The organism is Prevotella sp. E13-27, from assembly GCF_023217965.1.
Lineage (GTDB): Bacteria > Bacteroidota > Bacteroidia > Bacteroidales > Bacteroidaceae > Prevotella.
Window position 1 is genome coordinate 1,469,659 of record NZ_JALPSC010000001.1, and the last position, 23,575, is coordinate 1,493,233.

The 23,575-nt window shown below is 46.7% G+C and carries 22 protein-coding genes and 1 pseudogene; 14 read left to right on the forward strand and 9 right to left on the reverse strand.

The window, feature by feature from the left end; genetic code table 11:
• Positions 1 to 478: 478 nt before the first annotated feature.
• The 8 genes from M1L52_RS06000 to M1L52_RS06035 all read left to right on the forward strand — a co-directional run bounded on the left by M1L52_RS06000 (position 479) and on the right by M1L52_RS06035 (position 9,381).
• The gene (locus M1L52_RS06000) at positions 479 to 2,725 is read left to right on the forward strand and encodes a S8 family serine peptidase (RefSeq protein ID WP_248614026.1); all 2,247 of its coding nucleotides are present in this window, start codon (positions 479 to 481) and stop codon (positions 2,723 to 2,725) included.
• A 9-nt stretch (positions 2,726 to 2,734) separates the two neighbouring features.
• Positions 2,735 to 4,321 (forward strand): clostripain-related cysteine peptidase, encoded by a 1,587-nt coding sequence (locus M1L52_RS06005; RefSeq protein ID WP_248614027.1) that lies wholly within the window; start codon positions 2,735 to 2,737, stop codon positions 4,319 to 4,321.
• Positions 4,322 to 4,330: 9 nt separating this feature from the next.
• A complete protein-coding gene (locus tag M1L52_RS06010; protein WP_248614028.1) occupies positions 4,331 to 6,193 on the forward strand; it encodes a hypothetical protein in 1,863 nt (620 codons plus the stop codon).
• A gap of 61 nt (positions 6,194 to 6,254) precedes the next feature.
• Positions 6,255 to 6,896: an ATP-binding protein gene (locus tag M1L52_RS06015; RefSeq protein WP_248614029.1), complete on the forward strand. Its 642-nt coding sequence runs from the start codon at positions 6,255 to 6,257 to the stop codon at positions 6,894 to 6,896.
• 788 nt (positions 6,897 to 7,684) lie between these two features.
• Positions 7,685 to 8,179 (forward strand): alpha/beta hydrolase-fold protein, encoded by a 495-nt coding sequence (locus M1L52_RS06020; RefSeq protein ID WP_248614030.1) that lies wholly within the window; start codon positions 7,685 to 7,687, stop codon positions 8,177 to 8,179.
• Positions 8,161 to 8,490 (forward strand): hypothetical protein, encoded by a 330-nt coding sequence (locus M1L52_RS06025; RefSeq protein WP_248614031.1) that lies wholly within the window; start codon positions 8,161 to 8,163, stop codon positions 8,488 to 8,490. The genes M1L52_RS06020 and M1L52_RS06025 overlap by 19 nt, the downstream gene beginning before the upstream one ends.
• Positions 8,483 to 8,719: a hypothetical protein gene (locus M1L52_RS06030; protein WP_248614032.1), complete on the forward strand. Its 237-nt coding sequence runs from the start codon at positions 8,483 to 8,485 to the stop codon at positions 8,717 to 8,719. The genes M1L52_RS06025 and M1L52_RS06030 overlap by 8 nt, the downstream gene beginning before the upstream one ends.
• 212 nt (positions 8,720 to 8,931) lie before the next feature.
• Positions 8,932 to 9,381 carry a GatB/YqeY domain-containing protein gene (locus M1L52_RS06035; RefSeq protein ID WP_248614033.1) on the forward strand — a complete coding sequence of 150 codons (450 nt, stop codon included), beginning with the start codon at positions 8,932 to 8,934 and terminating at the stop codon, positions 9,379 to 9,381.
• Positions 9,382 to 9,567: 186 nt separating this feature from the next.
• On the opposite strand, the gene M1L52_RS06040 is transcribed toward M1L52_RS06035, so the two are convergent.
• The 3 genes and pseudogenes from M1L52_RS06040 to M1L52_RS06055 form a co-directional block, all read right to left on the reverse strand.
• Positions 9,568 to 9,984 (reverse strand): DUF2442 domain-containing protein, encoded by a 417-nt coding sequence (locus M1L52_RS06040; RefSeq protein WP_248614034.1) that lies wholly within the window; start codon positions 9,982 to 9,984, stop codon positions 9,568 to 9,570.
• Between the two features lie 529 nt (positions 9,985 to 10,513).
• Positions 10,514 to 10,777 (reverse strand): winged helix-turn-helix domain-containing protein, encoded by a 264-nt coding sequence (locus M1L52_RS06050; RefSeq protein ID WP_410896777.1) that lies wholly within the window; start codon positions 10,775 to 10,777, stop codon positions 10,514 to 10,516.
• A 24-nt stretch (positions 10,778 to 10,801) separates the two neighbouring features.
• Positions 10,802 to 12,472: pseudogene (locus M1L52_RS06055) on the reverse strand (Na/Pi cotransporter family protein); the annotation flags it as partial.
• Between the two features lie 217 nt (positions 12,473 to 12,689).
• Here M1L52_RS06055 and M1L52_RS06060 point away from each other — a divergent pair.
• The 4 genes from M1L52_RS06060 (at position 12,690) to M1L52_RS06075 (ending at position 15,901) form a co-directional block, all read left to right on the forward strand.
• Positions 12,690 to 13,004: a nucleotidyltransferase domain-containing protein gene (locus tag M1L52_RS06060; protein ID WP_248614036.1), complete on the forward strand. Its 315-nt coding sequence runs from the start codon at positions 12,690 to 12,692 to the stop codon at positions 13,002 to 13,004.
• Positions 13,005 to 13,039: 35 nt separating this feature from the next.
• Positions 13,040 to 14,956 (forward strand): leucine-rich repeat domain-containing protein, encoded by a 1,917-nt coding sequence (locus M1L52_RS06065; RefSeq protein ID WP_248614037.1) that lies wholly within the window; start codon positions 13,040 to 13,042, stop codon positions 14,954 to 14,956.
• A gap of 264 nt (positions 14,957 to 15,220) precedes the next feature.
• Positions 15,221 to 15,544 carry a type II toxin-antitoxin system RelE/ParE family toxin gene (locus M1L52_RS06070; protein ID WP_248614038.1) on the forward strand — a complete coding sequence of 108 codons (324 nt, stop codon included), beginning with the start codon at positions 15,221 to 15,223 and terminating at the stop codon, positions 15,542 to 15,544.
• A 12-nt stretch (positions 15,545 to 15,556) separates the two neighbouring features.
• A complete protein-coding gene (locus M1L52_RS06075) occupies positions 15,557 to 15,901 on the forward strand; it encodes a HigA family addiction module antitoxin (RefSeq protein WP_248614039.1) in 345 nt (114 codons plus the stop codon).
• 270 nt (positions 15,902 to 16,171) lie between these two features.
• Here M1L52_RS06075 and M1L52_RS06080 read toward each other — a convergent pair whose 3' ends face one another.
• Positions 16,172 to 17,158, reverse strand: a complete 987-nt coding sequence (locus M1L52_RS06080) for a malate dehydrogenase (RefSeq protein ID WP_248614040.1) — start codon at positions 17,156 to 17,158, stop codon at positions 16,172 to 16,174.
• 153 nt (positions 17,159 to 17,311) lie between these two features.
• On the opposite strand from M1L52_RS06080, the gene M1L52_RS06085 reads away from it, so the two are divergent.
• A complete protein-coding gene (locus M1L52_RS06085; RefSeq protein ID WP_248614041.1) occupies positions 17,312 to 19,132 on the forward strand; it encodes an aminopeptidase P family protein in 1,821 nt (606 codons plus the stop codon).
• A gap of 9 nt (positions 19,133 to 19,141) precedes the next feature.
• Here the strand turns inward: M1L52_RS06085 and M1L52_RS06090 are convergent, their stop codons facing one another.
• The 5 genes from M1L52_RS06090 to M1L52_RS06105 form a co-directional block, all read right to left on the reverse strand.
• Positions 19,142 to 19,648 (reverse strand): gamma carbonic anhydrase family protein, encoded by a 507-nt coding sequence (locus M1L52_RS06090; RefSeq protein WP_248614042.1) that lies wholly within the window; start codon positions 19,646 to 19,648, stop codon positions 19,142 to 19,144.
• A 321-nt stretch (positions 19,649 to 19,969) separates the two neighbouring features.
• On the reverse strand, positions 19,970 to 20,902 hold the full coding sequence (locus M1L52_RS06095) for a hypothetical protein (RefSeq protein ID WP_248614043.1): 933 nt from the start codon (positions 20,900 to 20,902) through the stop codon (positions 19,970 to 19,972).
• A gap of 25 nt (positions 20,903 to 20,927) precedes the next feature.
• Positions 20,928 to 21,062, reverse strand: a complete 135-nt coding sequence (locus tag M1L52_RS16370; protein ID WP_262917944.1) for a hypothetical protein — start codon at positions 21,060 to 21,062, stop codon at positions 20,928 to 20,930.
• Between the two features lie 30 nt (positions 21,063 to 21,092).
• Complete coding sequence (locus M1L52_RS06100) at positions 21,093 to 21,350, reverse strand: hypothetical protein (protein ID WP_248614044.1); 258 nt, start codon at positions 21,348 to 21,350, stop codon at positions 21,093 to 21,095.
• 132 nt (positions 21,351 to 21,482) lie between these two features.
• A complete protein-coding gene (locus M1L52_RS06105; RefSeq protein ID WP_248614045.1) occupies positions 21,483 to 21,917 on the reverse strand; it encodes a hypothetical protein in 435 nt (144 codons plus the stop codon).
• Between the two features lie 201 nt (positions 21,918 to 22,118).
• Between M1L52_RS06105 and M1L52_RS06110 the strand changes: the two genes are divergently transcribed.
• The gene (locus M1L52_RS06110; protein ID WP_248614046.1) at positions 22,119 to 23,501 is read left to right on the forward strand and encodes an NAD(P)-dependent oxidoreductase; all 1,383 of its coding nucleotides are present in this window, start codon (positions 22,119 to 22,121) and stop codon (positions 23,499 to 23,501) included.
• The last annotated feature ends 74 nt before the right edge of the window (positions 23,502 to 23,575 follow it).

Consider the following 23,575-nt stretch of genomic DNA (forward strand, 5'->3'; position numbering starts at 1 on the left):
CCAATCGCCTTTCATCGCCTCAGATAGTGCGTTTTGCTTGGCTAAAAATAGTTAATTTGAGCGTAAGTTGCTGATAATCAATAGAAGACCAAGTTTTCGACGAGGATGAGTATTGATCATTTAATCACGCGCTGATTTAGCGTAACTAATTGAAAATAAGCAGCATGGATAAATCGTTAAGATTTTCCATGTTGCTTTTTTCGGCCTTTTAAGTCCAAATAAACCGATCAAAAAAGGCATTTTTAGCCTTAAAATGAAAATAAAATGATCAATAATATGCTTATTACACAAAAACCGGGAAAAACCCCTCTGATGATGTTTTAGCTCTTCGAGTTTTGACCTTCGGTTGAAATATCGTCCAAGAATTTCAGAAAGTTGAATTAAATCTCATTTTTTTTATTACCTTTGCACCCAGTCAATAGCCAAGCTAAACTATAGTTTTCGATATATTATTAACAACAATGTAATAAATAAAGGTATGAAGAAAATGTTGAAATGGGTGTTGGTTGCTACCATTATGTTCGTGTATGCACTGGGAATTGAGGCACAAGGTGTGCTGACTACCGACGCAATGATTCGCGTGGCGGAGCAGAAAACCAAGGTTGAGCGTATGGCGGTGGACGGGAAGAGACTGTCGCCCGCACAGCAGCCCGTGATGACGCTCGTCGTCAAAGTGGCAGACGAGCATGCTGCTGACACCTACGCCCGTATGAGAGAACAGGGCGTGACCATCAGGGGACGCATCGGGCAGCAGGCCATCGTGCAGGTACCACTCGACAAGGTAGAGGCCATCGCTCAGATGGACGGCATACTCCGCGTGGACGTAGGCCATAAGGGGGAGCTGAAGACCGATGTGTCACGCGAGGTGACGGGCGTCAACCTCCTCAACGGCAGTCATCCCACGGTGCCCTCGCCCTTTACGGGTAAAGGCGTGACGGTGTGCGTGATGGACATGGGCATTGACTTCAACCACCCAGCCTACAAGGATGCCCAGGGGCGCTCCCGCATCAAGTGCGTTTACAATACGATATCGGATAAAGGCCGCAAGTTCGTGTACGACGACCCCGTGGCCGGCACCATTGAGTTTCCGGGCAGCGTGTTCGACACGCCTGAGCTTATCTCCAAACTGGTCTATGACACCAAGCTCGCGGCCCACGGCGGTCATACCACAGGCATCGCTGCCGGCTCGCTTTCGCCGCAGGGCTTTGGTGGCATGGCTCCCAATGCCGACATTGTATATCTGGCCTTGGGCACTCTCTTCACTGAGGACGACGTGGACACCGATACAGGCATTACTGCAGAGAGCGAAACACTACAGGACCCCGACCTCACTCAGGATGCCCAAACCCATCAGATTTTAGAACAACATCTGGCTTTTGCCAATGCCTACGCCCAACAGAGCGACCAGCCCATGGTGCTGAGTGCCAGCCTTGGCAGTCACATGGGACCTCACGACGGAACCGGCACCGTGCCCGAAGCCGTCTCAGCCCTCTCCAAGACCGCCATTCCTGTGTTTGCCAGTAGTAACGAGGGTGGAAGCGGCTGTCATGTCTACTATCAGTTTGCTGAGGACAAGCCGTCGTTCAGCGTCGGTCTGTTGGCATTTCCTACCACGTACGAACCAGAAGATGCCGACCCCGACTATCCCTTCTACACGAAATTCTCCAACGAGGTCAGAGGCTACACCCGTCCCGGACAGGGTGGTGAGATAAGCCTGCGCTTAAACATGGTGGCTACCGACAGCAAGAAGGCAATCCTGGATTACATCTGGTCATCGCCGGCCGTCACAGGCACCCTGGGCGGACCCGACCAGATGGTGACCATCAACTCGGCCGACTACCCTGAAGTGGAGAAATATTTCAGAGGGAAGGTGTACCTGGCCATCCGCACGCTGGATAGTGGCCGACAGGAGCTGACCATCATTCCCTACGGTTACTGCGCGAAGGCCAAGGATGGTGCATATTATGCCCTGACCATCACCGTGGCAGGCTCATCCGGCACTGCCGTTGACCTGTGGCAGGACACCTACAAGTTCGTCCCATACGTGGGTGAGGGCTATATCACCGGCGACGATGTCATTTCTGCCAATGACTGGGCCAGCACTCCCGATGTCATCAGCGTGGGAGCATGGTGCGCCAATACCACCAATCGTGCTAACGAACAAGGTAACGAGGATCAAGACCAGTCAGAAACGTACACCCTGGGCGACATCGCCTATTTCAGCAGCTATGGCAAGATGTTCAACGGTGTCACACAGCCAACCGTCTGCGCCCCGGGCGTCAATGTGGTGTCGGCGGGAAACCAGTACAGCGATGTCGTGAATGGCGTCGCTCCTACCTACATCGAAACGATGACGTGGCAGGGCTACCCCTACGTAAGCATGAGTGGCACGTCGATGGCCTGTCCTGCTGCGGCGGGCATCATAGCCCTGTGGCTGCAAGCCAATCCAAAGCTCACACTGGCCGACGTTAAGGACGTCCTAGCAAATTCGTGTGACAACGATGAGTTCACTGAAAAGAATCCTGCCCGCTGGGGCTACGGCAAGATCAATGCCAAGAAGGGGCTGGACTATATTCAGGATCAGGTTACAGGAATCGTCCTGATGTCTGATGGAAGAAGTATGATGGAAGATGTGTGGTACACGCTGGACGGCCGTCGCCTTATGGGCCAGCCTACGCAGCGCGGCATCTATATCTACCAGGGTGAAAAGATAATTATAAATTAATAACGTGATATGAATAGAATGTATCAATGGATAATAGCCGTTACACTGCTGTTCTGCGGTGCGAGTGTTTTCATGGCATGCAACAGCGATGACAATGCCGTCGATTCAATCGATCCTAACGAGTCTGAGATGGCCGACTATGCTATTCTGTTTTATGGATACGGTGGCGGAAATCTGGACTACGACATTTTGAATAACATCAAGCAGTTCTATGCTGCCGACCCTGCCAGCTACGACAAGGTGAAGATTGCCGTACAGTATAAGTTCAGCAGTCAGGAAGAATTCGAGCAGCTGTTGATGGTTTATGACCCGGATAACTTTGACGACCCGCAAGAGAAGGCCGAGGCCGTGGAATATCTGGAGGAAATGAAGTCCTGGATTGCGAAATGGCAGAACAGATGCTGTTACACCTTCCGATTCACCGTCGATCCCGAGAAAACTGTGGAGCAGCAGATGGTAGCCGACAACGTACACGGCTGCAACAACGACCATATCGCCACTGCCGACTCTCTGCTTGATTTCATCGACTGGGCGGCCAAGGCTTGTCCTGCCAAACACTATATACTGTTGCTGAGCGATCATGGCGCAGGCTATATGCCCAATGAAGACTTGCCCTATACCCCCAAAAACACTACTCGGTCGTTCTTTATCGACAACAACAAGAAAGAGCAGCTCACCGTCAACGCGCTGAAATACGCCATCGCCAACGCCAGCATCAAGCCCCAGGTTGTATATTTCGATGCCTGCCTGATGAACTGCTTTGAGTATCAGTTTGAACTGAAGGACTACACCGACTATATCGTAGCCTCGTCGTTTCTGGTGCCCGGATGGGGTGGCGACTATACGGTGCTCACCAACAAGCTTGCGGGCTGCAACGAGGATACCGAGAGCGCACTGAAGGAATACAACAAGGCGTGCGTTGAGCAATGGGACAAGAACTTTGGCGACGAGACTGTAGAGTCGTTTACCGACATGACGGTCGTTCGCACCCGTGGTCTCGACGCTTTCGGTCAGAAGGTCCGTTCGTTCACCGACAAACTCCTGCAGGTTTACCAGAGCAGCGACGAGAAACGCAGCGCTGTCAATACAGCCACTGCAAACGCCCTGAAGGTTTACAGGGACATGCCTTTCTACGACCTGTTCATCTATGGCGTCATGCTGGCAGCCAAGGCACCGGAATTGGAAGCTCCGTATTTCGAGATGAAGAATTGCTACGACAACGAATGCCTCGTGGCTCATCAAACCTGTGCCTACCTGAGAGCCCAGGGCATCAACGGCTCGATACTGCTCGGCTGGGAAGGCCAGTATGAAGAGATTAACTGGCAGTACGACAAGGGCAGCTGGGTCTTCAGCGAGTCAGCCGTGTTCAAACCCGACGGCAAGGTTGAACTATATATTGAAGAAGCGGAAACAGAGGTAAATGACGTGCAGCGTTGGGCCAGCACCTTTGCCGACACCTACGAGCAGACGGCTTTCGACAAAGCCACAGGCTGGAGTCGCTGGATTAAGACCAACAAGCAGCGTCCGCCCACAATGAGCGTCTTTACCGAAGGCTATAATGCCAACGAACCCAGAAAGAAACCAAGAACTAAATAAGTATATGCCATGAAAAGAATGATTCAAGGAGTGCTTACCCTACTTAGTATATTGCCAGTCTTCACATCCTGTTCCGACTCGGATAGCCTGGCGACACCATCAGAGTCCACACAGGGAAAGTTAGTGACGCTCCCGCAGGGCGTGGTGAGCAAGGGCTGCACTATGCAAACGGTCAGAATCGTGACCATGACAGACCGGGAGCAGACGTCCTATGAAAAGAAAAACGTACAGGTGGCCTTCGACGGACAGGATGTCTATGTCACAGGCTTCTCCTCGTCATTCCCCGAGAGTTTCGTGAAAGGTACGTTGACCAGTGCAGGCACCTGCCTGTTCAAGAGCGGTCAGTATGTCGGCGAGGACAAGACGGGCGAGAAGTATGTTGTCGGCATCATGGACACAAGCGACAAGGCGAAACAGCTGACCGACTTTGAGTGCACTTACGATCCGGAGATGCGCATCCTGACCATTCCTGAGGATGCGAAATTCGCTGTAGCAGAGTCTGATGCGCCCAGCCATACCCAAGTGTCAAACATCATGAAGAACATCACCGTGATGCCGGGCACCTTCAAGGAAGCATCCGTCGTGACGCTGCCGGAAGGAGTGACCACCGAGCAGTGGTATATCACGGGCAGAGACAATTATGACTATTGCCTCAACTACGGCGCGACAATAGGATTCGACGGGGAGGATGTCTATATACAGGGACTCTTCAAGGAGATGCCTCTGGCGTGGTTACATGGTCATCTGAAGGATGGTGTCATCACAATTGAGAAAGAACAGTCCCTGGGCTATTACTGGAAATGGCGTGAAACGCTTTTCTTGGGTCTTGATGAAAAAGATGAAATCTGTGACATAAAACTGACCTACGATGCCGGGAAGGGAACCATGGAGAGCGACTATGCGATTTCTCTGTATGACATCGACAAACATTCCGTTGACTATGGTTTCGCCGCTTGCTACATCACCAAGGAGCGCTATGTCGTTCCCGACCCCATTCTCCTTCCTTCCGGCGTGACAGCCAGCCCGTACCGTTTCGAATATGAGATACTTGACATTGATGATGATGGCTATTTGATAAAAGCTGGTGATGCCTTGGAGGAGGTCTTGATAGGTTTCGACGGCAATGACGTCTATTTCAAATTCCCTCATGTCGATGCCAATGGATGGGCCAAAGGCACGCTCAGCCCCGACCATCAGACCATCACCATCCCATCCCTCCAGTATGTCGGCTCATGGCAAGAAGAAGATAACCCTCGTCAAGACTATTATCTGACAGGTTTTGTGGACAAAGGCAATACGGAATACGAGCTGACAGACATCGTATTTGACTACGACGCCCAGCAGGACATCATCAGTTCCAGTAAGACGATGTGCATCAACAGTTCATATCGCATATTGGATTACTACGGGTACTTAGTATTCCGAAACAACAAGTTCACGAAGAAGGAGGAGGTAGCGGCAACACCCGCAGCACCTGAGGTTAAAATGGATTATAACACTGTTGAAACCGTTATCAGGCTTTCGGTCGAGATTCCCCTCATCGCTGACGACAATTCCGACCTGCTGACCGATAAGCTGAGCTACATCGTCTATTACGAGAAAGACGGCCAACAGCACGAAATGGTATTCCGTGCCACCGACTATAAGGGTTTGGAGAACGACATTGTGGAAATACCCTACAACCTCAATATAAGCTCCGGTATTATCCGTGGAGGCAAGACTATCATGCTGGACTTGGCCCTCGACGGGCTTTTAACCTGGACCAAAGTCGGTGCAAAGGTCATCTATCGTGGCGGCGGCGAAGAGCATGCCTCGCCCATCACATGGTTTGATGCCAAGACTTTCTATGAGGAAAATGAATTAATTAAATAGTGATCAGGGGACTGTCCCTCGATCACTATTGAGTTGCAATCTGTTGAAAGCCTATCCAATAATGATGGACTTTATCAAGAAGCATCTGCCAGAACAGCCCTACATTGAGGGAATACAGAGATTCAGTCTGCGTGACAGGATACTGAGAGAGCTTGCCCTAAACCTCATCATCCATCGCGAGTACAGTAGTGCTTATCCAACAACGTTTACCATCTATCGTGACCGCATCGTTACCGAGAACTGGAATATCCCGTATGTCTATGGTCACATCGACCTCCAGACAATGCGTCCGCATCGTAAGAACCCCAAGATAGCTAACGTATTCTCTCAAATGGGTATCGTTGAGGAACTTGGCAGTGGAATAAGGAAGATGTTCAAGTATACGCCGCTCTATGCTAATGGCAAGGAACCAATTATAGAAGAACAGGATGTATACCGCATAGAGATTCCTTATGTTCCCACTTTACTTCCCACTATAGATGAGAGTGGGAAGAAAACTGGGAAGAAAACTGGGAAGGAACTCGAAGATGTTATTAAAGAGGCAATAATGAAAGATTCTTCAATAACTATTCAAGAGTTTCAGAAATTAACAGGGCTCTCTAAAAATGGCATCTGGAATGTGCTGAACAGGATGAAAGAACAAAACAAGATTAAACGTATTGGGCCTGATAAAGGCGGGCATTGGGAAGTGGTAGGGGATTGAGCAGTGATAAAAATCCAATTATACAAATTTGCGTAACGCATTTTTGTATAATAGGCGTAGTATCTGCCTGTCACAACTGTTCGTGTTTTCCGAACGGTTCTCTATCTGTCTATCTTCCTAAACTGCTAAGAGGTGCTGTTAAGGCTGTTGTTGATTATATTCAGTCTGGCTACCGCAATTTCACCTATCGTCAGGAATGCGATGTTAAACGCTATATGAATAGTCTGGCTGACAAGGAGGACGCTGCTGGCACTGTACTTAATGCCTCACAACCTTTCTTGAAATCTGATGAGTGCGAGCGGGCAATTCCGCTGTGGCTTTTGGGTCTGCTTTACTAAGGACGATAAGATTGGGGACATTGGGAAATAATTGAGAAATAGGAACACATCATCAATGACTATCGGGAGCGGCAGTCTTTTTCTTTCCACACGCTGCCAAAGCAATGATGACTGCAAAAGCTATCAGAACTTTCTTCATATCACAAAACTTATTAAAACCACGGGCAAGGTTACGGATAATTCCCCACTTTTTCGTATTTTTGCACTCACTATTACGATACTTTATGAATTAAGACTGAATAATGAAAGTAAAAATACAGACTATGCTTGGCGTGAGTGATGAAGGGTACTGGTGTTGACATATCAGGAAGAGAATGCTATCTATACAAAGATCCCAATGCTGAATTCTTGTTGGTTCAGCCTATAGATGAACATGACTTGGAAGTATTAGATCAGGAAGTAGAGATAATAAAAAAACTATCCGAAAAGCCATTTTCCCTTGTTGCATTTATGATTAAGAACTGGAATAAGGAACTCACCCCTTGGCCAGCACCTCCAGTATTCGGTAAGATTCCTTTTGGCAATGGGGCTACTGATACTTTGAATTTTATCGTAAGCCAACTGTTGCCCTTGGTTCAAGAGGAAATACCTCATGTAATACTTGGGGGTTATTCCCTGGCAGGACTATTCGCACTATGGGCATCCTATCAGACAGAAAAGTTTGAGGGGATAGTTGCTGCTTCTCCATCGGTCTGGTTCCCCAAGTGGATTGAATATGCTACAGACAACAAACCTTTTGCTAAATCCATCTATCTCAGTCTTGGGGATAAGGAGGAAAAGACAAAGAATCCTGTGATGGCCCAAGTAGGCAATGCTATACGTAAGTTAAATGAGCTGTTAGCAGAGCAGATTGGCAACACAATACTAGAATGGAATCCTGGCAACCATTTCATCGATTCAGAAAAGAGAACGGCGAAGGGTTTTGCATGGGTAATGAACAAATGATGATGGCACTACCGAAGTTCATAATAACAATGGATGGTTACTTCCGCCTTGGCATGGTCAACCAGCATAAACATCTGCTGAAGCCGGGTGACCAGTGCATCGGTGGTGGGTATTACCACTTTGACTTCGTTTCCAACCGCATCCTCCTCGACAGGGAATCATACGACTTTGGCCGTCCCAAATGGCATCTATTGGAATCATTGAAGGTTCCTTCTACCTATCGTGGCATGCGAATCGTCTATTCGTATGATGACGGGTTCCATGATGATTTCAACGTCAGCGAGGAACTGAATATTGAGTATTATGACTGACTTCGATTCCATATGGCGCACACAGGATGAAATCAGAACGGTTGTGAATGCTGTTCTGGGAGAGTGCATCTGGAATTTTAGTTATTGCGAGAAACGGATGGCCATCGAACTGGAGCTGACTGTCACCCTCGATGATGATGCCGTCAGCAATCTCTGTTGCCAGTTCCCCATTACTGCCGACTACGACGGCATCGGCGCAAAAGGCTCGAAATTCGCATTCTATCTCTGATACTCTTCTTCAAATAAGAAGATGATACTCATCTTCCTAAGAAAAGATGATATTCATCATCCTTGGCGAAGATTTCTTCGGATTCTACCACATTTTATAGTAATGTACGCGAGTATGTAATCGCTAAAAAAGACTAAGACTTCACGTAAAAGGGGATAAATAAGAAAAAATACTGTATCTTTGTATCATGTTAAAGTTAAAAAAATAGCATTATGACTTTATTCGATCAGATTAGCGAGGACATCAAGTCTGCGATGAAGGCTCGCGACAAGGTGCGTCTGGAGACGCTCCGCAACATTAAGAAAGTATTTCTGGAAGCAAAAACCGCTCCTGGAGCCAACGACACATTGGCTGATGCTGATGCATTGAAGATTATCTCAAAACTGGCCAAGCAGGGCAAGGAAACGGCAACGACCTACACACAGGCAGGGCGTCAGGACTTAGCTGATGCAGAGTTGGCTCAGGTAGAAGTATTGGAGAGTTATCTGCCGAAGCAACTTTCCCAAGAGGAGATTGAGGCAGAGGTGAAGAAGATTATTTCTGAAGTGGGAGCCACAAGCATGAAGGAGATGGGAAAGGTAATGGGCACAGCCAGCAAGCAGTTGGCAGGAAAGGCTGATGGCCGAGTCATCTCTGAGATTGTAAAGAAGCTCCTGGCATAATCTTTGATCTTATGTCTAGAATTCGTGGCACAATAATGGCACAGAGCATTGTAACCCGTTGGTACTCAGTATGTGCTTTAAACTTCAACGAAGATGAGTATTAAGGCCTGAACATTGGCTTAAACAATTGAATGCCAGCGAGATAAACAAGAATGATTTGTTTGTCTCGCTGGTGTTTTTAGAGTATCAAATGGCAATCAATTCCTGCCCCATCAGATGAAATGCTTGCTTGATTTCCTGCATTCGTTTACTACTGGGTTTTTTGATACCATAAATATATTTGGCCAGTAGACTTTTGTTAATACCGATATACTTGGCCATTTCTGATACATTAATCTGAGGGAATCGGCCAAAAATTCTTGCGACCTCATTGTCAGGATTAGGTTCAACGACATCATAAAAACTAGATAAATGTATGTCTTCATCCAACTTCTCCCAACGTATGTCATCACCAAATCGTCCAATTTTGAAATCAAGTCGCTCTGATTCGGAAGCTTCTTTCAAAACAGGGAATGCTTCCAGCGGACGACTTAAAGTCTCGCCTCCATCTGTCAACAAATAAATGCGATTGGCGTCAAACCATAATTTTTCAATCTTTGCCATAATTATTCATCGTTATCATCCATGTGTTCGTGCCATTTCTCTATGAACTCTTCTTGAAAAGTCTCGCACAGAGCCTTGGCCTTCTTTAAATCTTTTGGCTTCATCCCTTCATTCTTGATAGATGCAAATATAGGGATAAATTTTTATCCCACCAAATAAATCCTCCTTTTTTACGATATCTTTGAATAACTGGCTAGTGGTATGAAAAGATGTTCAAGTACACCCCTCTATACGCTAACGGCAAAGAGCCCGTCATTGAGGAGCAAGACGTATACCGCATAGAGATTCCATACATGCCGACTTTACAGGGTAGTACTTTTTTATCTTAGCTATCTTTCTTATTATTCATTTATTTGTTGATTACCTATGCATTTGTCGGATGAACCTAATTTTAACAGGGGTTTACCCCTGTATATTTTTATATAAATTTAATATTTAAATAATTGATAATCAGATGGTTAAATGTTGTTAGAGAAGTACGGTTATTTGGTCTGAAAATTTAGTTTATGCTTGTTATTCCGTGAATGTATCATTCCACTTCAAACACATAGCCGAAGCCTTGGCGGCTGACAATGTGTCGAGCATATGTGCCGATTTTCTTACGGAGGCGGGTGATATGGACGTTGAGGGTGCGGTCGGTGACGATGACGCCAGCCCAGACAGCGTCCATGAGCTGTTGGCGGGAGAGGACATTTCCACGATTCTTCAACAAGAGGACGAGCAGGTCGAACTCAGTACGTGTGAGGTTGACGGGCTGGCCGTCGATGCTGACGGTCTTGCGGTCGAGGTTGATTTGGAGACTGCGGAAGGTGAGAAAACGCTTGCCGAGGCGGGCTTCGACTACGTTCATCACATAGTCGCCGAGACGTTCGCAGTCGGTGATGATGTCGGTGTAAAGCGAGCCTATGGCGTAGGAGTAGGCATGGCTGTTGATGTCGCTCAGGCTCTCTGCCTTGATGCGGTCTCGCAGGTTGTTGATGTCGCGCTCGATATCCTGTGAAGCATCAATGCTGAGGTCTTCGCGTCGTCCGCTTACGATGACCATCATTTGTGTGAGGGCTTCGTTCACCAGTTGCATCATTTCGTGTAGCCGGGAATACTGCTGGGTATTGAAGTCGCTGCGTCCATCGCGCAAGTGTTGGATGGTGCGGGCGGTCTTATAGCAAACGTCTCCGATGGACTCCAGTTCGCCAATCTGACGGAGCATGTCGCGTATTTTGTGCTTCGTGTCGTCCGAAAGGTGCTCGTTGCCGACCTGTTCCAGATAGTGAGCTATCTCAAATTCCATGTTGTCGGCAATGATCTCGTACTTTGCTATGCGCTCGTACTGGTGTTCAAAGTCCTTCTTGTTCTTCTCGTCAAGCAGGGCGCGTGTCATTCCAAACATGCGCTGCATTCGTTCGGCGAAGAGCACAATCTCCTTTTGTGCCTGTAGAACGGAGATTTCTGGCGTGGCCATGAGTCCGCCAGTGATGAAGTGAAGTGATGTCTCGTTATTCTTCTGCTTCCCGTCAGGTATCAGCATACAGACCAGCCTTTCCATCTGCGGAATGAAGCCGATGAGCAGGGCGGTGTTAAGTACGTTAAAGCAGGTGTGGAACAGGGCAAGCACGACAGGCAATCGCTCCGTCTGTCCTGCCATTGCAGGGTTGTAGCCCGCCATTCCGCACACCATATCGACGAAGGGATAGAACACGCAGAGCACCCAGAGGACACCGAACACGTTGAACAGCAGATGGGCTAATGCAGCCCGCCGCGCCGCTGTGCCAGCACCGAGGGCAGCGAGGTTGGCCGTAGCCGTTGTGCCGATGTTCTCACCCATCACCAGTGCTATGCCCATGTAGATAGGAAGCACGCCCGTTGAGCAGAGCAGTATGGTTATGGCCATGACCGCAGCCGATGACTGGACGATGCAGGTGATGAGTGTGCCGACGGCAAGGAAAGCGATGATGGTCAAGTAACTGCCCGTGTCAAATGAGGCGAAGAACGCCACCACGTCTGCATTGTGCTCCAAGTCCATGTCATGGCCCACCGTACTCAGCATCACCAGCGACCAGAACAAGAACGCCAGTCCGAACAGCAAATCGCCCACCACACGATGACGTTTCTTGTATATGAGTGTCATACCGATGATGAATGCGGGGAACACAACAACGGTCAGGTCGACGCTGTAGCCCAGCGACATGATCCACGCTGTCAGCGTCGTGCCGATATTCGCGCCCATGATGACTGAAATGGCCTGACCCAGTGTCAGCAGTCCTGCCGAAACGAACGAGACGGTCATTACCGTCGTGGCCGATGAAGACTGTACGGCACACGTCACAAAGGTTCCCGTAAGCATCCCGCTTAGGCGGTTCGATGTCATCTTGGCCAGCACGTGGCGCAGTCCCGGGCCCGCCAGTTTCTGTAGGGCGTCGCTCATCGTCTTCATGCCGTAGATGAGCAATGCCAGTGAGCCGAGGAGCCTGAATAGAATTTCAATCGTCATAATTCCGTAGTTTGAGATTTCTGCTGCAAAGTTACTAAATAATCCGCTTATTCGGGTGGAATAGTGGTTACGATTTGGCTACGATTGCGATTTCCTTGAATTGTTCACTTGAATTGTTCATGTGAAAGTAAAAGTTGTTCTTTTCTCTGCATTCGCTGCTCCAAAATTTGGTCGTTTCGGAAATAATGCTTAAATTTGCAGAGGATACAAGGTAATTATGAAGAGACCGGAAATAGTTAATCAGATTCGTCAGACCATTCAAAGTACGGAGCCAACGGCAACCGCCATACTATATGGTTCAGAAGCACGGGGTGATGCTCGTGCTGATAGCGATGTCGATGTGCTGATTCTATTAGATGGTGACAAGCGAGACTTTCGTCGCGAAGAGGCCGTTTCTGGAGCTTTGTATGATATAGAACTGGCTACAGGAGTTATTATAAGTCCTATGATTATGTTGCGCAAGCAATGGGAAAACCGCCCATTTAAGACCCCGTTCTATGTGAATGTTATGAATGAAGGAGTTGTTTTATGAAAGAGACATTAGACGATTAAAGTCGTGCATCATTGGTGCAATATCGATTAGAAAGGGCCAAAGAAGCATTAGAAGAGGCAGACATTCTTAAGAAAGAGTCTCATCTTGATACAAGGCGCTTGGCGGTGCCCGTGAGGTGGAAAAGCAAAGAGCAGTTCCGTCCTTTTTTATTTTTCAAAATGAAACAAATAAAATTAATAATCTTACTTGCAACTCTATTTAATATTGTAGGGCAAAAAGCAAGTGCATATGATTGTAAAATAGATGGCATTTATTATGACCTGACTGAAACTGAAGCGACCGTGACTTCGGGAAAAATCAAGTATTCAGGCGCGTTGGTAATACCATCTGCCATAGAGTATGAGTCGATTAGCTATAATGTGACAGCCATCGGTGAAAACGCATTCAGGGAATGTAGCGGCTTGACAACCGTCACAATACCTTATAGTGTGAAAACACTTGGTGACCAAGCGTTTTATCATTGCTCGAATCTTCATTCTGTCACTATTGGCAGCGGTGTGACAAGTATTGGCAGAAGTGCATTTATTGAATGCTGTAATCTGTCTGAGATAAAGTGCTTTGCCACTACTCCCCCACAATGTGGAAATTATGCATTTTATCATGTTGACAAAAGTAAGTGCATACTTAAAGTTCCCTTGGCAAGTATTAGTCTCTATAGGAAAAATGATTTGTGGAATGAGTGGAAAGATTTTACTACTGTTGTAAGTTTGCATCAATCTTATAATGTAAATGAATATCTTGACTGTAATGTACATTGGAATGGCGGTTCGTCTGTTGTATTACCATCGGGCAATTATTATGTTCGTAAAGTTGAGGCCGTTGTGAATAACCATAGCAAGCACAAAATTATCTTACAAGGAGTAGATGCTTATGATGCAGGTGGTAATCCTGTTAATTCTATTACATTTGGAAATAACATCATTGACGGCAACCGTCCAAACAATCCTATAATAACCTTTACATTAAGCGGCACTGGTACAGAGCCGACAGAATTGCCTTGGATGAAAATATACTATCGTACTGATAAAGGCGAGTATTATTTGAAAGATTCAAGAGAACCTGCTTTTTATCAATCGGATAACACGGTAAGCTATTTCTATTATACTCCTATCTCGTGGAAATCATTTGATAACGGATATGATTCGTCAACAAATCCGATAACTATTATAAAAGGCTCTACCATACGTGTAATCCCTCATAGAGAAAACAACCAAAGTTCGGAAGGCTTTGCTATAAAATACACATTAGATGGATCATTCCCTGATTCAGAATACTCTGATAACGTTTGTTATACTGTTTATCATGATGGAGGGGCTCCCATATATATAGACGAGAATTGTACTCTAAAAATGATTGCCACAGAGGCCCCTTATTCAGGCAGTGAAACAAACGGTGCTTGGCAGGTAAGTCCTATACAATATACTGTCAAAGTTGTTGATGGTGGTACGGCAGAAAAGCCATTTACAACTTCTGAGGTTAAGACCCTTTTTGCTACGCTCATGCCAGATTCTGTTACCAGCACAGACTGGTATGTAAAGGGTAAGGTGGTGTCTATCAAAGAGCAATTTGGCACAAAATATGGTAATGCGACGTTCTATATTTCTGAGGATGGCACAGAGGATAACCAGTTCTATATATATCGCGCATACTATCTTGGAAACACGCGATATGCTGGTCAGGAAACAGTATTAAACGTAGGCGACGATGTGGTGGTTTGCGGAAAAATCACAAACTATAAAGGCAACTTGTTAGAAACAAAGCAATTTCAAGCCTATACGGTGTCTATCAACGGTGAGACATCTCTTGGCATTGTTGATATTCAGACTGCCTCAATTAAAGATGACTCCATTTACGACCTTTTCGGCCGACGCCAAACTAACCCCAATAAGGGCCTTTATATTAAAAATGGCAAGAAGGTAATAGTAAAATAAACGAGACTGTTAGTACAACAGCCTCGTTCTCAACTATTCCTTATGGACTTTTTAGTCCAAATAAAACGATCAACAAACATCTTCTGTTCATAAGACAACAACGATCAATAAAAATTAAACGGCAGGCTCCCATTTCAGAAGCCTGCCGTTAGTATGTGAAACAGGTATCAGTCGCTGCTGCTTCATGGAAGTTTTTATCGTTCAAAGATAAAAAGTGTTCTAAAATTTGCGAACAATGGAAATAATTCTTATCTTTGCACTCAAATGATAGTAACATTCGAAGAGACATATCTAGAGGAACTTTATTCGCAGGGCAAAGCCAATGATAAGAAGCATCGGTTTCAGCCTCAGATTGTCGACAAGTATATCAAGGTGGTTAACCTGATGAAACAACAGGAAAATGTACTTGGACTCACAAAATACGGTTCTCTGCACTACGAGAAGCTGGTTGGTGACAAGAAAGGCATTTCTTCAGTAAAGGTGAATGACCAGTATCGGATAGAGTTCATAGAAGAAACTGAGGCTGGCAAGCAGATTGCAGCCATTTGTAGTATAACAGAGTTGTCAAATCACTATAAAAAGAAATAGGAGAACAGAAATATGATTACATTAGAAGGTAAAGACCCTATGATGATAGCTAATAACTTGAAGCCATACAAGCCTACGCATCCTGGCGAGGTGTTGAAGGACGAACTTGAGTTTCGTGGCATTTCTCAGCGAGGACTGGCTAAGAAGATGGGCATCTCGTATTCTGCATTGAATGAGGTGTTGAATGGGAAGCGTGCACTCAACCACGAACTGGCGATGATGATGGAGGCTGCGTTAGGCGTTGAAGCAGCTCCACTCTTGGCCATGCAGAACGAGTATGACATGCTGATGGCAGAGCGTAATGAGTCATTTATGGAGAAGATTAAGAATATTCGCCGTATTGCTGCTATTTTTTAATCATTCATTTTGTGTCAAGGTGTGTTATTTACTGATGCATGACACACCTTGATTCTCTTCACAGAGATTCTCTTTCGATCAATAAAAATTAAACGGCAGGTTTCTGAATTCCCATATCTTGTTTGGATTTTGGGCAAAGATAGTAATAATTCTCTTTTTCTTTAGTGCTTTGCCACTTACTTTTACAATACTTTATGAAAAATGAAACGGATTGCACTAACAATAGCGCAATCCGTAATGTGTTTTTATATAGATTTAGAAATCTAATGTTTAAAGGTTGGCGTTGTCCTTTGACCAGTCCTCAACAGCAGGGATGATGCCGAGAGAGATGATCTCGTCGCGCATCTTCTGCAGATGCTCGTAAGATGCCTGAAGTGCAGCCATCTCCTCTGCAGTGCCCTTGGGCTCTGTGTAGTGAACGCCGTCCTTGTCGATAACGGTAGGCATAGCCATCATCACGTTCTTGAAGCCGAATGCGTTAACATAGCAACCTGCAGGCCACTTGAAAGGCTCGCCGCCCATAGCACCCTCAATCATCTTAACAGCCTGATATGCTGGGCTCTGGAATGAAGAACGGCCACGGAGCTTGATGATGATGCTGCCACCCTGTGTAGTCATGTGCTTGATCTCAGCCCAACGCTCGGCAGAGAGAGGAAGCTCAGAGAGGGGCTTGCCATCGATGAGAGCCTTGCTTGCGAATACTGCCATCTGCTCACCGTGACCACCGTATGTGAAGGCGTTGGTAACCTTGTCCTGACGAACGCCGAACTCCTGAGCCAGCTGCTGCTGCAGACGGGTAGAGTCGAGAGCTGCCAGAGAGGTGAGCTGGTTGGGCTTCAAACCTGAGTGAATCAGAGCAGTCAGAGCGGTAACGTCAGCTGGGTTGAAGATAACTACCACGTGCTTCACGTCGGGGCAGTACTTCTTGATGTTCTCACCGAAGTCGGCTGCAATCTGACAGTTGCCCTTCAGCAGGTCCTCACGTGTCATGCCTTCCTTACGGGGAGCACCACCTGAAGAGATGATGTACTTTGCACCGGTGAATGCTTCCTTAGCATCAACGGTGTAAGAGATGTTCGCTTCAGGGAATGCGCAGTGGCACATCTCGTCGTAAACGCCATGAACGCCTGGCTCATAGATATCATACAAACAAATGTTGGGGGTCAGACCCAGCATAAGAACACTCTGCACCATGTTAGAACCGATCATACCACCGGCACCAACAATCACAAGTTTCTCGTCAGTTAAAAATGCCATAATTTGTTATTTGTTTATTTGTTTAATGTTTATTTGATTGGTACAAAAGTAAAAAAAAATTGCGTAACTTGCTAACTATTGCTTGAATAAATATGTTATTTATTTTAAAAAGGTGTATCTTTGCAAAGTGGAAATTGCAAATAAACTAATGATATGGACATCAATCAGCGATTATCAGCTTTGCGCGAGGTGATGCAGCGCGAACATCTGTCGGCATTTATCTTTCCGAGTACCGATGCTCATCAAAGCGAATATGTGGCCGACCACTGGAAAAGTCGTGAGTGGATAAGTGGCTTCAACGGCTCGGCAGGAACGGCTGTAGTTACTATGACGAGCGCTGCCTTGTGGACAGACTCGCGCTATTTCCTTGCTGCCGAAGAGCAGCTGCGCGGCACGGAGTATAAGCTGATGAAGCTGAAGATTGAGGGCACGCCGACCATTGCCGAGTGGCTGGGACAGGAACTGAAAGAGGTGAGAAGTCCCGAGGTGGGCATTGACGGCATGGTCTGTTCAACCTCCGAGGTGGAACAGCTTGTCAGCGACCTTCGCCATCAGGGCGGCATCACGCTGCGCACCAACTTCGACCCGCTGCAACAGGTGTGGCGCGACCGTCCAGCCTTGCCACTGAACAAGATAGAGGTTCATCCATTGGAGTATGCTGGAGAGGGCTGCACCCAGAAGATTGCCCGCATACGCCGTGCTCTTCGCGAAAAACATGCCGACGGAATGCTCGTCAGCGCCCTCGATGATATCGCCTGGACACTCAATCTTCGCGGCACCGATGTCCATTGTACACCAGTGTTCATAGCCTATCTGCTCATATCAACCACTAAGGTGACGCTGTTTACAGACAAGCGTAAACTTTCGAGAGAGGTTGAGGCCTATCTTAAAGAGAACAATGTAGAGACTGATGACTACACAAATATAAAGAATGGGCTGAAGAGCTATTTCGAAGAGAATATACTTCTCGACCCCGACGAGACGAGCTATGTGCTCATGAAAGCCGTTACTCGTAAGGTTATCCGCGAGAGCTCTCCTATACCTGCGATGAAGATTGTGAAAAACGATGCCGAAGTTGCCGGCTATCGTCGTGCTATGATTCGCGATGGCGTGGCAATGGTGCGCTTCCTGAAGTGGTTGGAAGAGAGTCTGCTTTCTCCTTCTTCATTAGAAGCTCCTCTTTCCGAACTCTCCATAGACCGCAAGCTCACCGCCCTGCGTGCTGAACAGCCTCTCTACCGCGATCTGTCGTTTGATACCATTGCCGGTTACGAGGCTCATGGCGCTATAGTCCACTACGAGGCTACTCCAGAAACCGATGCGGAGATAGAGCCTAAAGGACTGCTGCTGCTCGATAGTGGCGCACAGTATCAGGATGGCACTACCGACATCACCCGTACCATAGCTCTTGGACCTGTCACCGATGAGCAGCGCCATGTATATACGCTTGTGTTGAAAGGTCATATCGCCCTGGCACGTGCCGTGTTCCCTAATCGCACCAAGGGCACGCAGCTCGATGTGCTGGCACGTCAGTTCATGTGGCGCGAAGGACTGAACTATCTCCACGGCACCGGTCACGGCGTGGGCAGCTACCTCAGCGTTCATGAAGGTCCTCAGCAGATACGAATGGAATGGAAACCGCAACCTCTCGTTGCCAATATGACCATTACCAACGAGCCAGGCATCTACCTCGCAGGGCGTTTCGGCGTGCGCATCGAGAACACCATGATTGTGGTGCCTGCCGACACGTCAAAGTTCTTCTCTGTAGATGATGAGGCTGAGCGTGGCAGCTATCTCCAACTGGAGCCTCTGACTCTCTGTCCGATAGACACGACGCCGATAGTCCCCGGCATGCTTACCGACGATGAGCGCAAATGGCTCAACGACTATCATGCCTTGGTATATGAGCGTCTTGCACCGCTGCTCAGCAGTGAAGAACGGGCTTGGCTGAGAGAAAAGACATCAGAATTATAATTTCGTGTCCTATTCTTCCTTAAGGTACTCTTTTGAATAGGCTACGTAGTGCTCTGCATTGTCGGTCTGACCGGGGCGTGTAGGCTTGATATACTTTGCCGGCACTCCGCCCCATATCTCGTGAGGGCCCACCTTTGTGTTCTGTAGCACCAGAGCACCGGCAGCCACGATGGCACCTTCGCCAATCTCACATCCGTCTAACAGCGTAGAGCCCATGCCAATGAGGGCGTGGTCGTGGATGGTGCAGGCATGCACTGTCACATTATGTCCTATCGTCACATAGTTGCCGATATGGGTGGGACCAGTCTCGTGGGTAACATGAATGCACGAGCCATCCTGCACATTGGTACAGTTGCCAATGGTTATGGGAGCCACGTCGCCGCGTACCACGGCATTGAACCACACCGAGCATTCGTCACCCATAGTCACGTCGCCCACAATCGTTGCATTCTCGCTGAAATAGCATTCCTTACCCCACTTGGGGCTCATGCCTTTGTATGATTTTATAAGTGCCATAAATCAGATTGTTTCGTTATTCTTTTGCAAAGATACGACTTTTCCGTTATAGCAGCTTAACATAGTCGCAAATATTTTCAGATACTGACAGTTATTGATTCGGATGCAGTCAGAAATTCTCATCAAGACAGACTATTATTTTTAAATCTGCGTCACAGATTTATAAAACCATGACGTAGATTATTAAATCTGCGACGCAGATTATGTAATCCGTGTCGCAGATTTAACTATTTTAATCCGGCTAAGAATAATTATTTACCGCAACTCTGCTCTATTTCTGATAGTCTAAGTGGATAATCGGAACCCCGTTTTTCAGGTGCTTCATTTCATCATTACTTTCTTACTAGTTCCATCAGAATACAAAATCAGATTCACACCAGGCTGTGGCGAAGACAACTGCTTACCATTAAGATCAAATACGGCAATTTCTTTTTTGTCTTCTTTTGATGATGTGAAAGTCTTAATGTGTCTAACTTCGTTAGTCTCTTTCACGTATTCAAAAACAAAGTGATGATACACATCAGGCTCTACTTCCCTGTCTTCAATGTTGTACTCTGTTCCACTATGTAACTCCCAATCTTCTGGAATATTCTTTTTGTAGATTTTGTTTGCACCTATTACAATGTATGACTTGTCCTCGACATTGACAAATTGTGGGCTTGCATAATCCACATAATATGGCAATATGATTGTCTGGATTTTATTCCCATCCCAATCAATAAATTCAAAGTCTGTTACAAATGCCTGATAATAATTGGATGTGCTACTTATCTCACCCTCAATGCCCTTGTAGTTGTCTCCATATTTGTAAACCGAATGGCTTGATATAAACATTTTGTGAGTCTGTTTGATATAATACAGTTTGCTTTCATCGCCTTGCCAGAACTCATTGAAGTTTGTTGTTGAAAAGGAGTATCTTTTATTTTGCCTAAATGACGCTTCTCTATCTTCCCATTCCTTAAGCTGGTATTTCGAAAGTTCTGAATTGTATTTTGAACCTTGTGATGCTGATTGCGAGTATTTCGCATTATATGTTTCCTGGTGTGCATCATGAGTTTCCAACAGATGCCATTCTTTATCGTATTTCCTTACGATAGCATCCGCATAATCTAAGCCATAGATATTGGAGTTAATTGTATAGAACGACATTGAATTATTTGGCTTTAAAGTAGCAAATACTTCATCAATGGTAGACTGTGCTGAAGTTTCAGTGATGGCTAAACATGCCATGAATAACAAAAGAGCCTTTTTCATATTATCTTTTTATTTAATACCGAAGTTACAAGGGTACCAACTCCGTCAAAAATTCATTGGCTGTCATCAGTGGCATGTCGCAGAACTCAGTGAAATGACGTTTGTTGCCGGTGATGATGGCGTCACATCCGGCAACCTTCGCACGCTTGAATGTAGTCAATCAGAATGTTGGTGTCAAGAAATACGCGTTTCATCGGCTTAGGATTGCTTTTAACCGTGGATCACTGTCTATCTCTTCTTGGGTGAATGTGGCGCAACCGCTCCATTTCTCAATTTCAGGCGACACGTTTTGCATCTTGTAGCCTTTCTTCTGTGCAGCCTCCTGCTCCATTTGCTGAGCTGCAAACAGAGACCTTACGAATGCGAGCATCTTACTGAGCATTACATTGTTGTCAAGCAATGGATTCATTTCGCGGAATAGTTCCGCACGTAGTTGCATTGTCTCCATAATCGTACCTTAATTAACTTTTTCCGCTGCAAATATACAACTTTTTGGGAAAAGCGATGCTTTTGTCCTTGGAAATTTCGTTGCTTTGCGGTGTGTAAAACTGTGAAAGAGGCGCTTTGAGTCCCCATGCGGTTATCTCTTGGTATATGTCTCGGAGTAGTCTTTGCCAACGTCGTAGCCGTCGTTGATTGTGAGCTGATTGCCACTGACGGAGTATGCCCAAACTTTATCTACAGCTTTAGTGTATAATTCGCCTACTTCAAAATGAACTTGGAGCAGCCTGTCGGATAGTATGTTATAGGTGAAACTTTGACTGTAGCTGTAAGACTCTCGCTTTTTGTTTGCTGTGGCATATCCTGATATACTCAGTGTGCCAGTGCCATTGCTGTTGAAGACAATGGTTTCCGTACTTGACCAGTCGTCACCAGACTCAGAGATTATCCATGTGCCTACAATAGGACTTTTAACTGTTTTGTTGTCATCGTCGTCGTCTCCGCATGAGGTGAATGTGGTACATACAAGTGCCATCAGGACGATGGTCATCATAGAAAGAAGTTTCTTTTCCATAGTTTTGTTGTTTTTAGTTTGATAATGATTGCTTTAATTGGATGCAAAGGTAGAAAAGAAAATTAATAAAGTACAAGAAAAAGTGAATTATTTGGTAAAAAATTGGAACAGTTCCGATTATTCACTTTTTTAGCAAAACATTTTGACGATTCAAAGGTTTATCGTATTTTTGCCGATGAAAACAATCTATTGTACTAAAATATGAATCAGAAAACAGCTTTTCAAGAAGTAAACGAGAGCTATACGATGGCCGAGGCCATCCACGAAGCACAACGCTGTCTGCATTGTAAGGTGCCACAGTGTCAGAAGGGATGCCCCATAAGCAACGATATACCCGACTGGGTGCACGAGCTGTCAATGGGCAATCTTGGCAACGCCATCAGTATTATCCGCAGCAAGAGCAATCTGCCGGCCGTGTGCGGTCGCGTGTGTGCCCACGAGAAACAATGTGAGGGCAACTGTGTGCTGGGCAAGAAAGGACAGGCGCTGAACATTGGTAAGCTGGAGCGCTTCGTGGCCGACTTCGACTCAGAAAACGAGCTTACACACGAGAATATCGTGGAGAAGAAGCGTGGTCGCGTGGCAGTTATTGGTGCCGGTCCCTCGGGCATCACCGTGGCTGGCGACCTGTCGCGCATGGGCTTTTCGGTAGAGATATTTGAGATGGAGGCCCAGTGTGGTGGTGTGCTGCGCTATGGCATCCCTGAATACCGACTGCCCAAGGAAGTTGTGGCACGCGAGATACGCTATATCGAGAAGATGGGCGTAGTTATTCATCGCAACACCCATGTGGGCTTCGACATCACCATTGACAGCCTCTTCGGTCAGGGCTTTGATGCCATCTTCATAGGCACGGGGCTGGGCAAACCCAAGACGCTCGAGATACCCATCTACCGCAATGGGCGCTGTCTCTCTGAAGGTGAGGGCGCAATCAAGTGTGAAGACCTGCAGGGTGTTCGCAAGGCAGCCCATTTCCTGCGTCGCGTAGAGCTTATACAGGAAGGCTTCATGAGTCCCGATGAGACCCATGTCAAGCCTGGTGCCCATGTGTGGGTGATAGGTGGCGGCAACACGGCTATGGATGCCTCGCGCACGGCGTTGCGCGTTGCTGCGAAGCGAGTGGACGTGGTCTATAGAAAAGGATTGGAAACGATGTCAGCCCTGCGTGCAGAGTATGACGACGCGGTGAAAGAGGGTGTCAACTTCAACTTCTGGAGCAACATAACCGAGATTCATGTTGACGATAACCTTGACATCACAGAGATTGTGCTGGAGACGAAGGAACCCGACAAAGAGCCTGTGCGCCAGACGCTGCCTGCCGAGAATGTTATCATGGCAATCGGAGCTGAACCTAAGACAAAGATTGTGCGCACCACACCAGGGCTGGAGAACGACGAAAGGAAATTCCTCATCACCCGTGATATTCCTTACGGCATGACTACTCGCAAGGGCGTGTTTGCTGGTGGTGATGTGGCCAACGCACAAGCCACTGTGGTTCATGCCATGCAGAACGCGAAACGCGTGGCTGAGGGCATAGCCCAGTATGTCGATGCCGTCAAGCTGATGGAAGCAATAAATTTATAAAATAGTGTCGGTTCCGCTGATCCAAAGTGGATCAGCGGAACCGTCCCCAGTTTTTATGCAGAGCAATATATTAA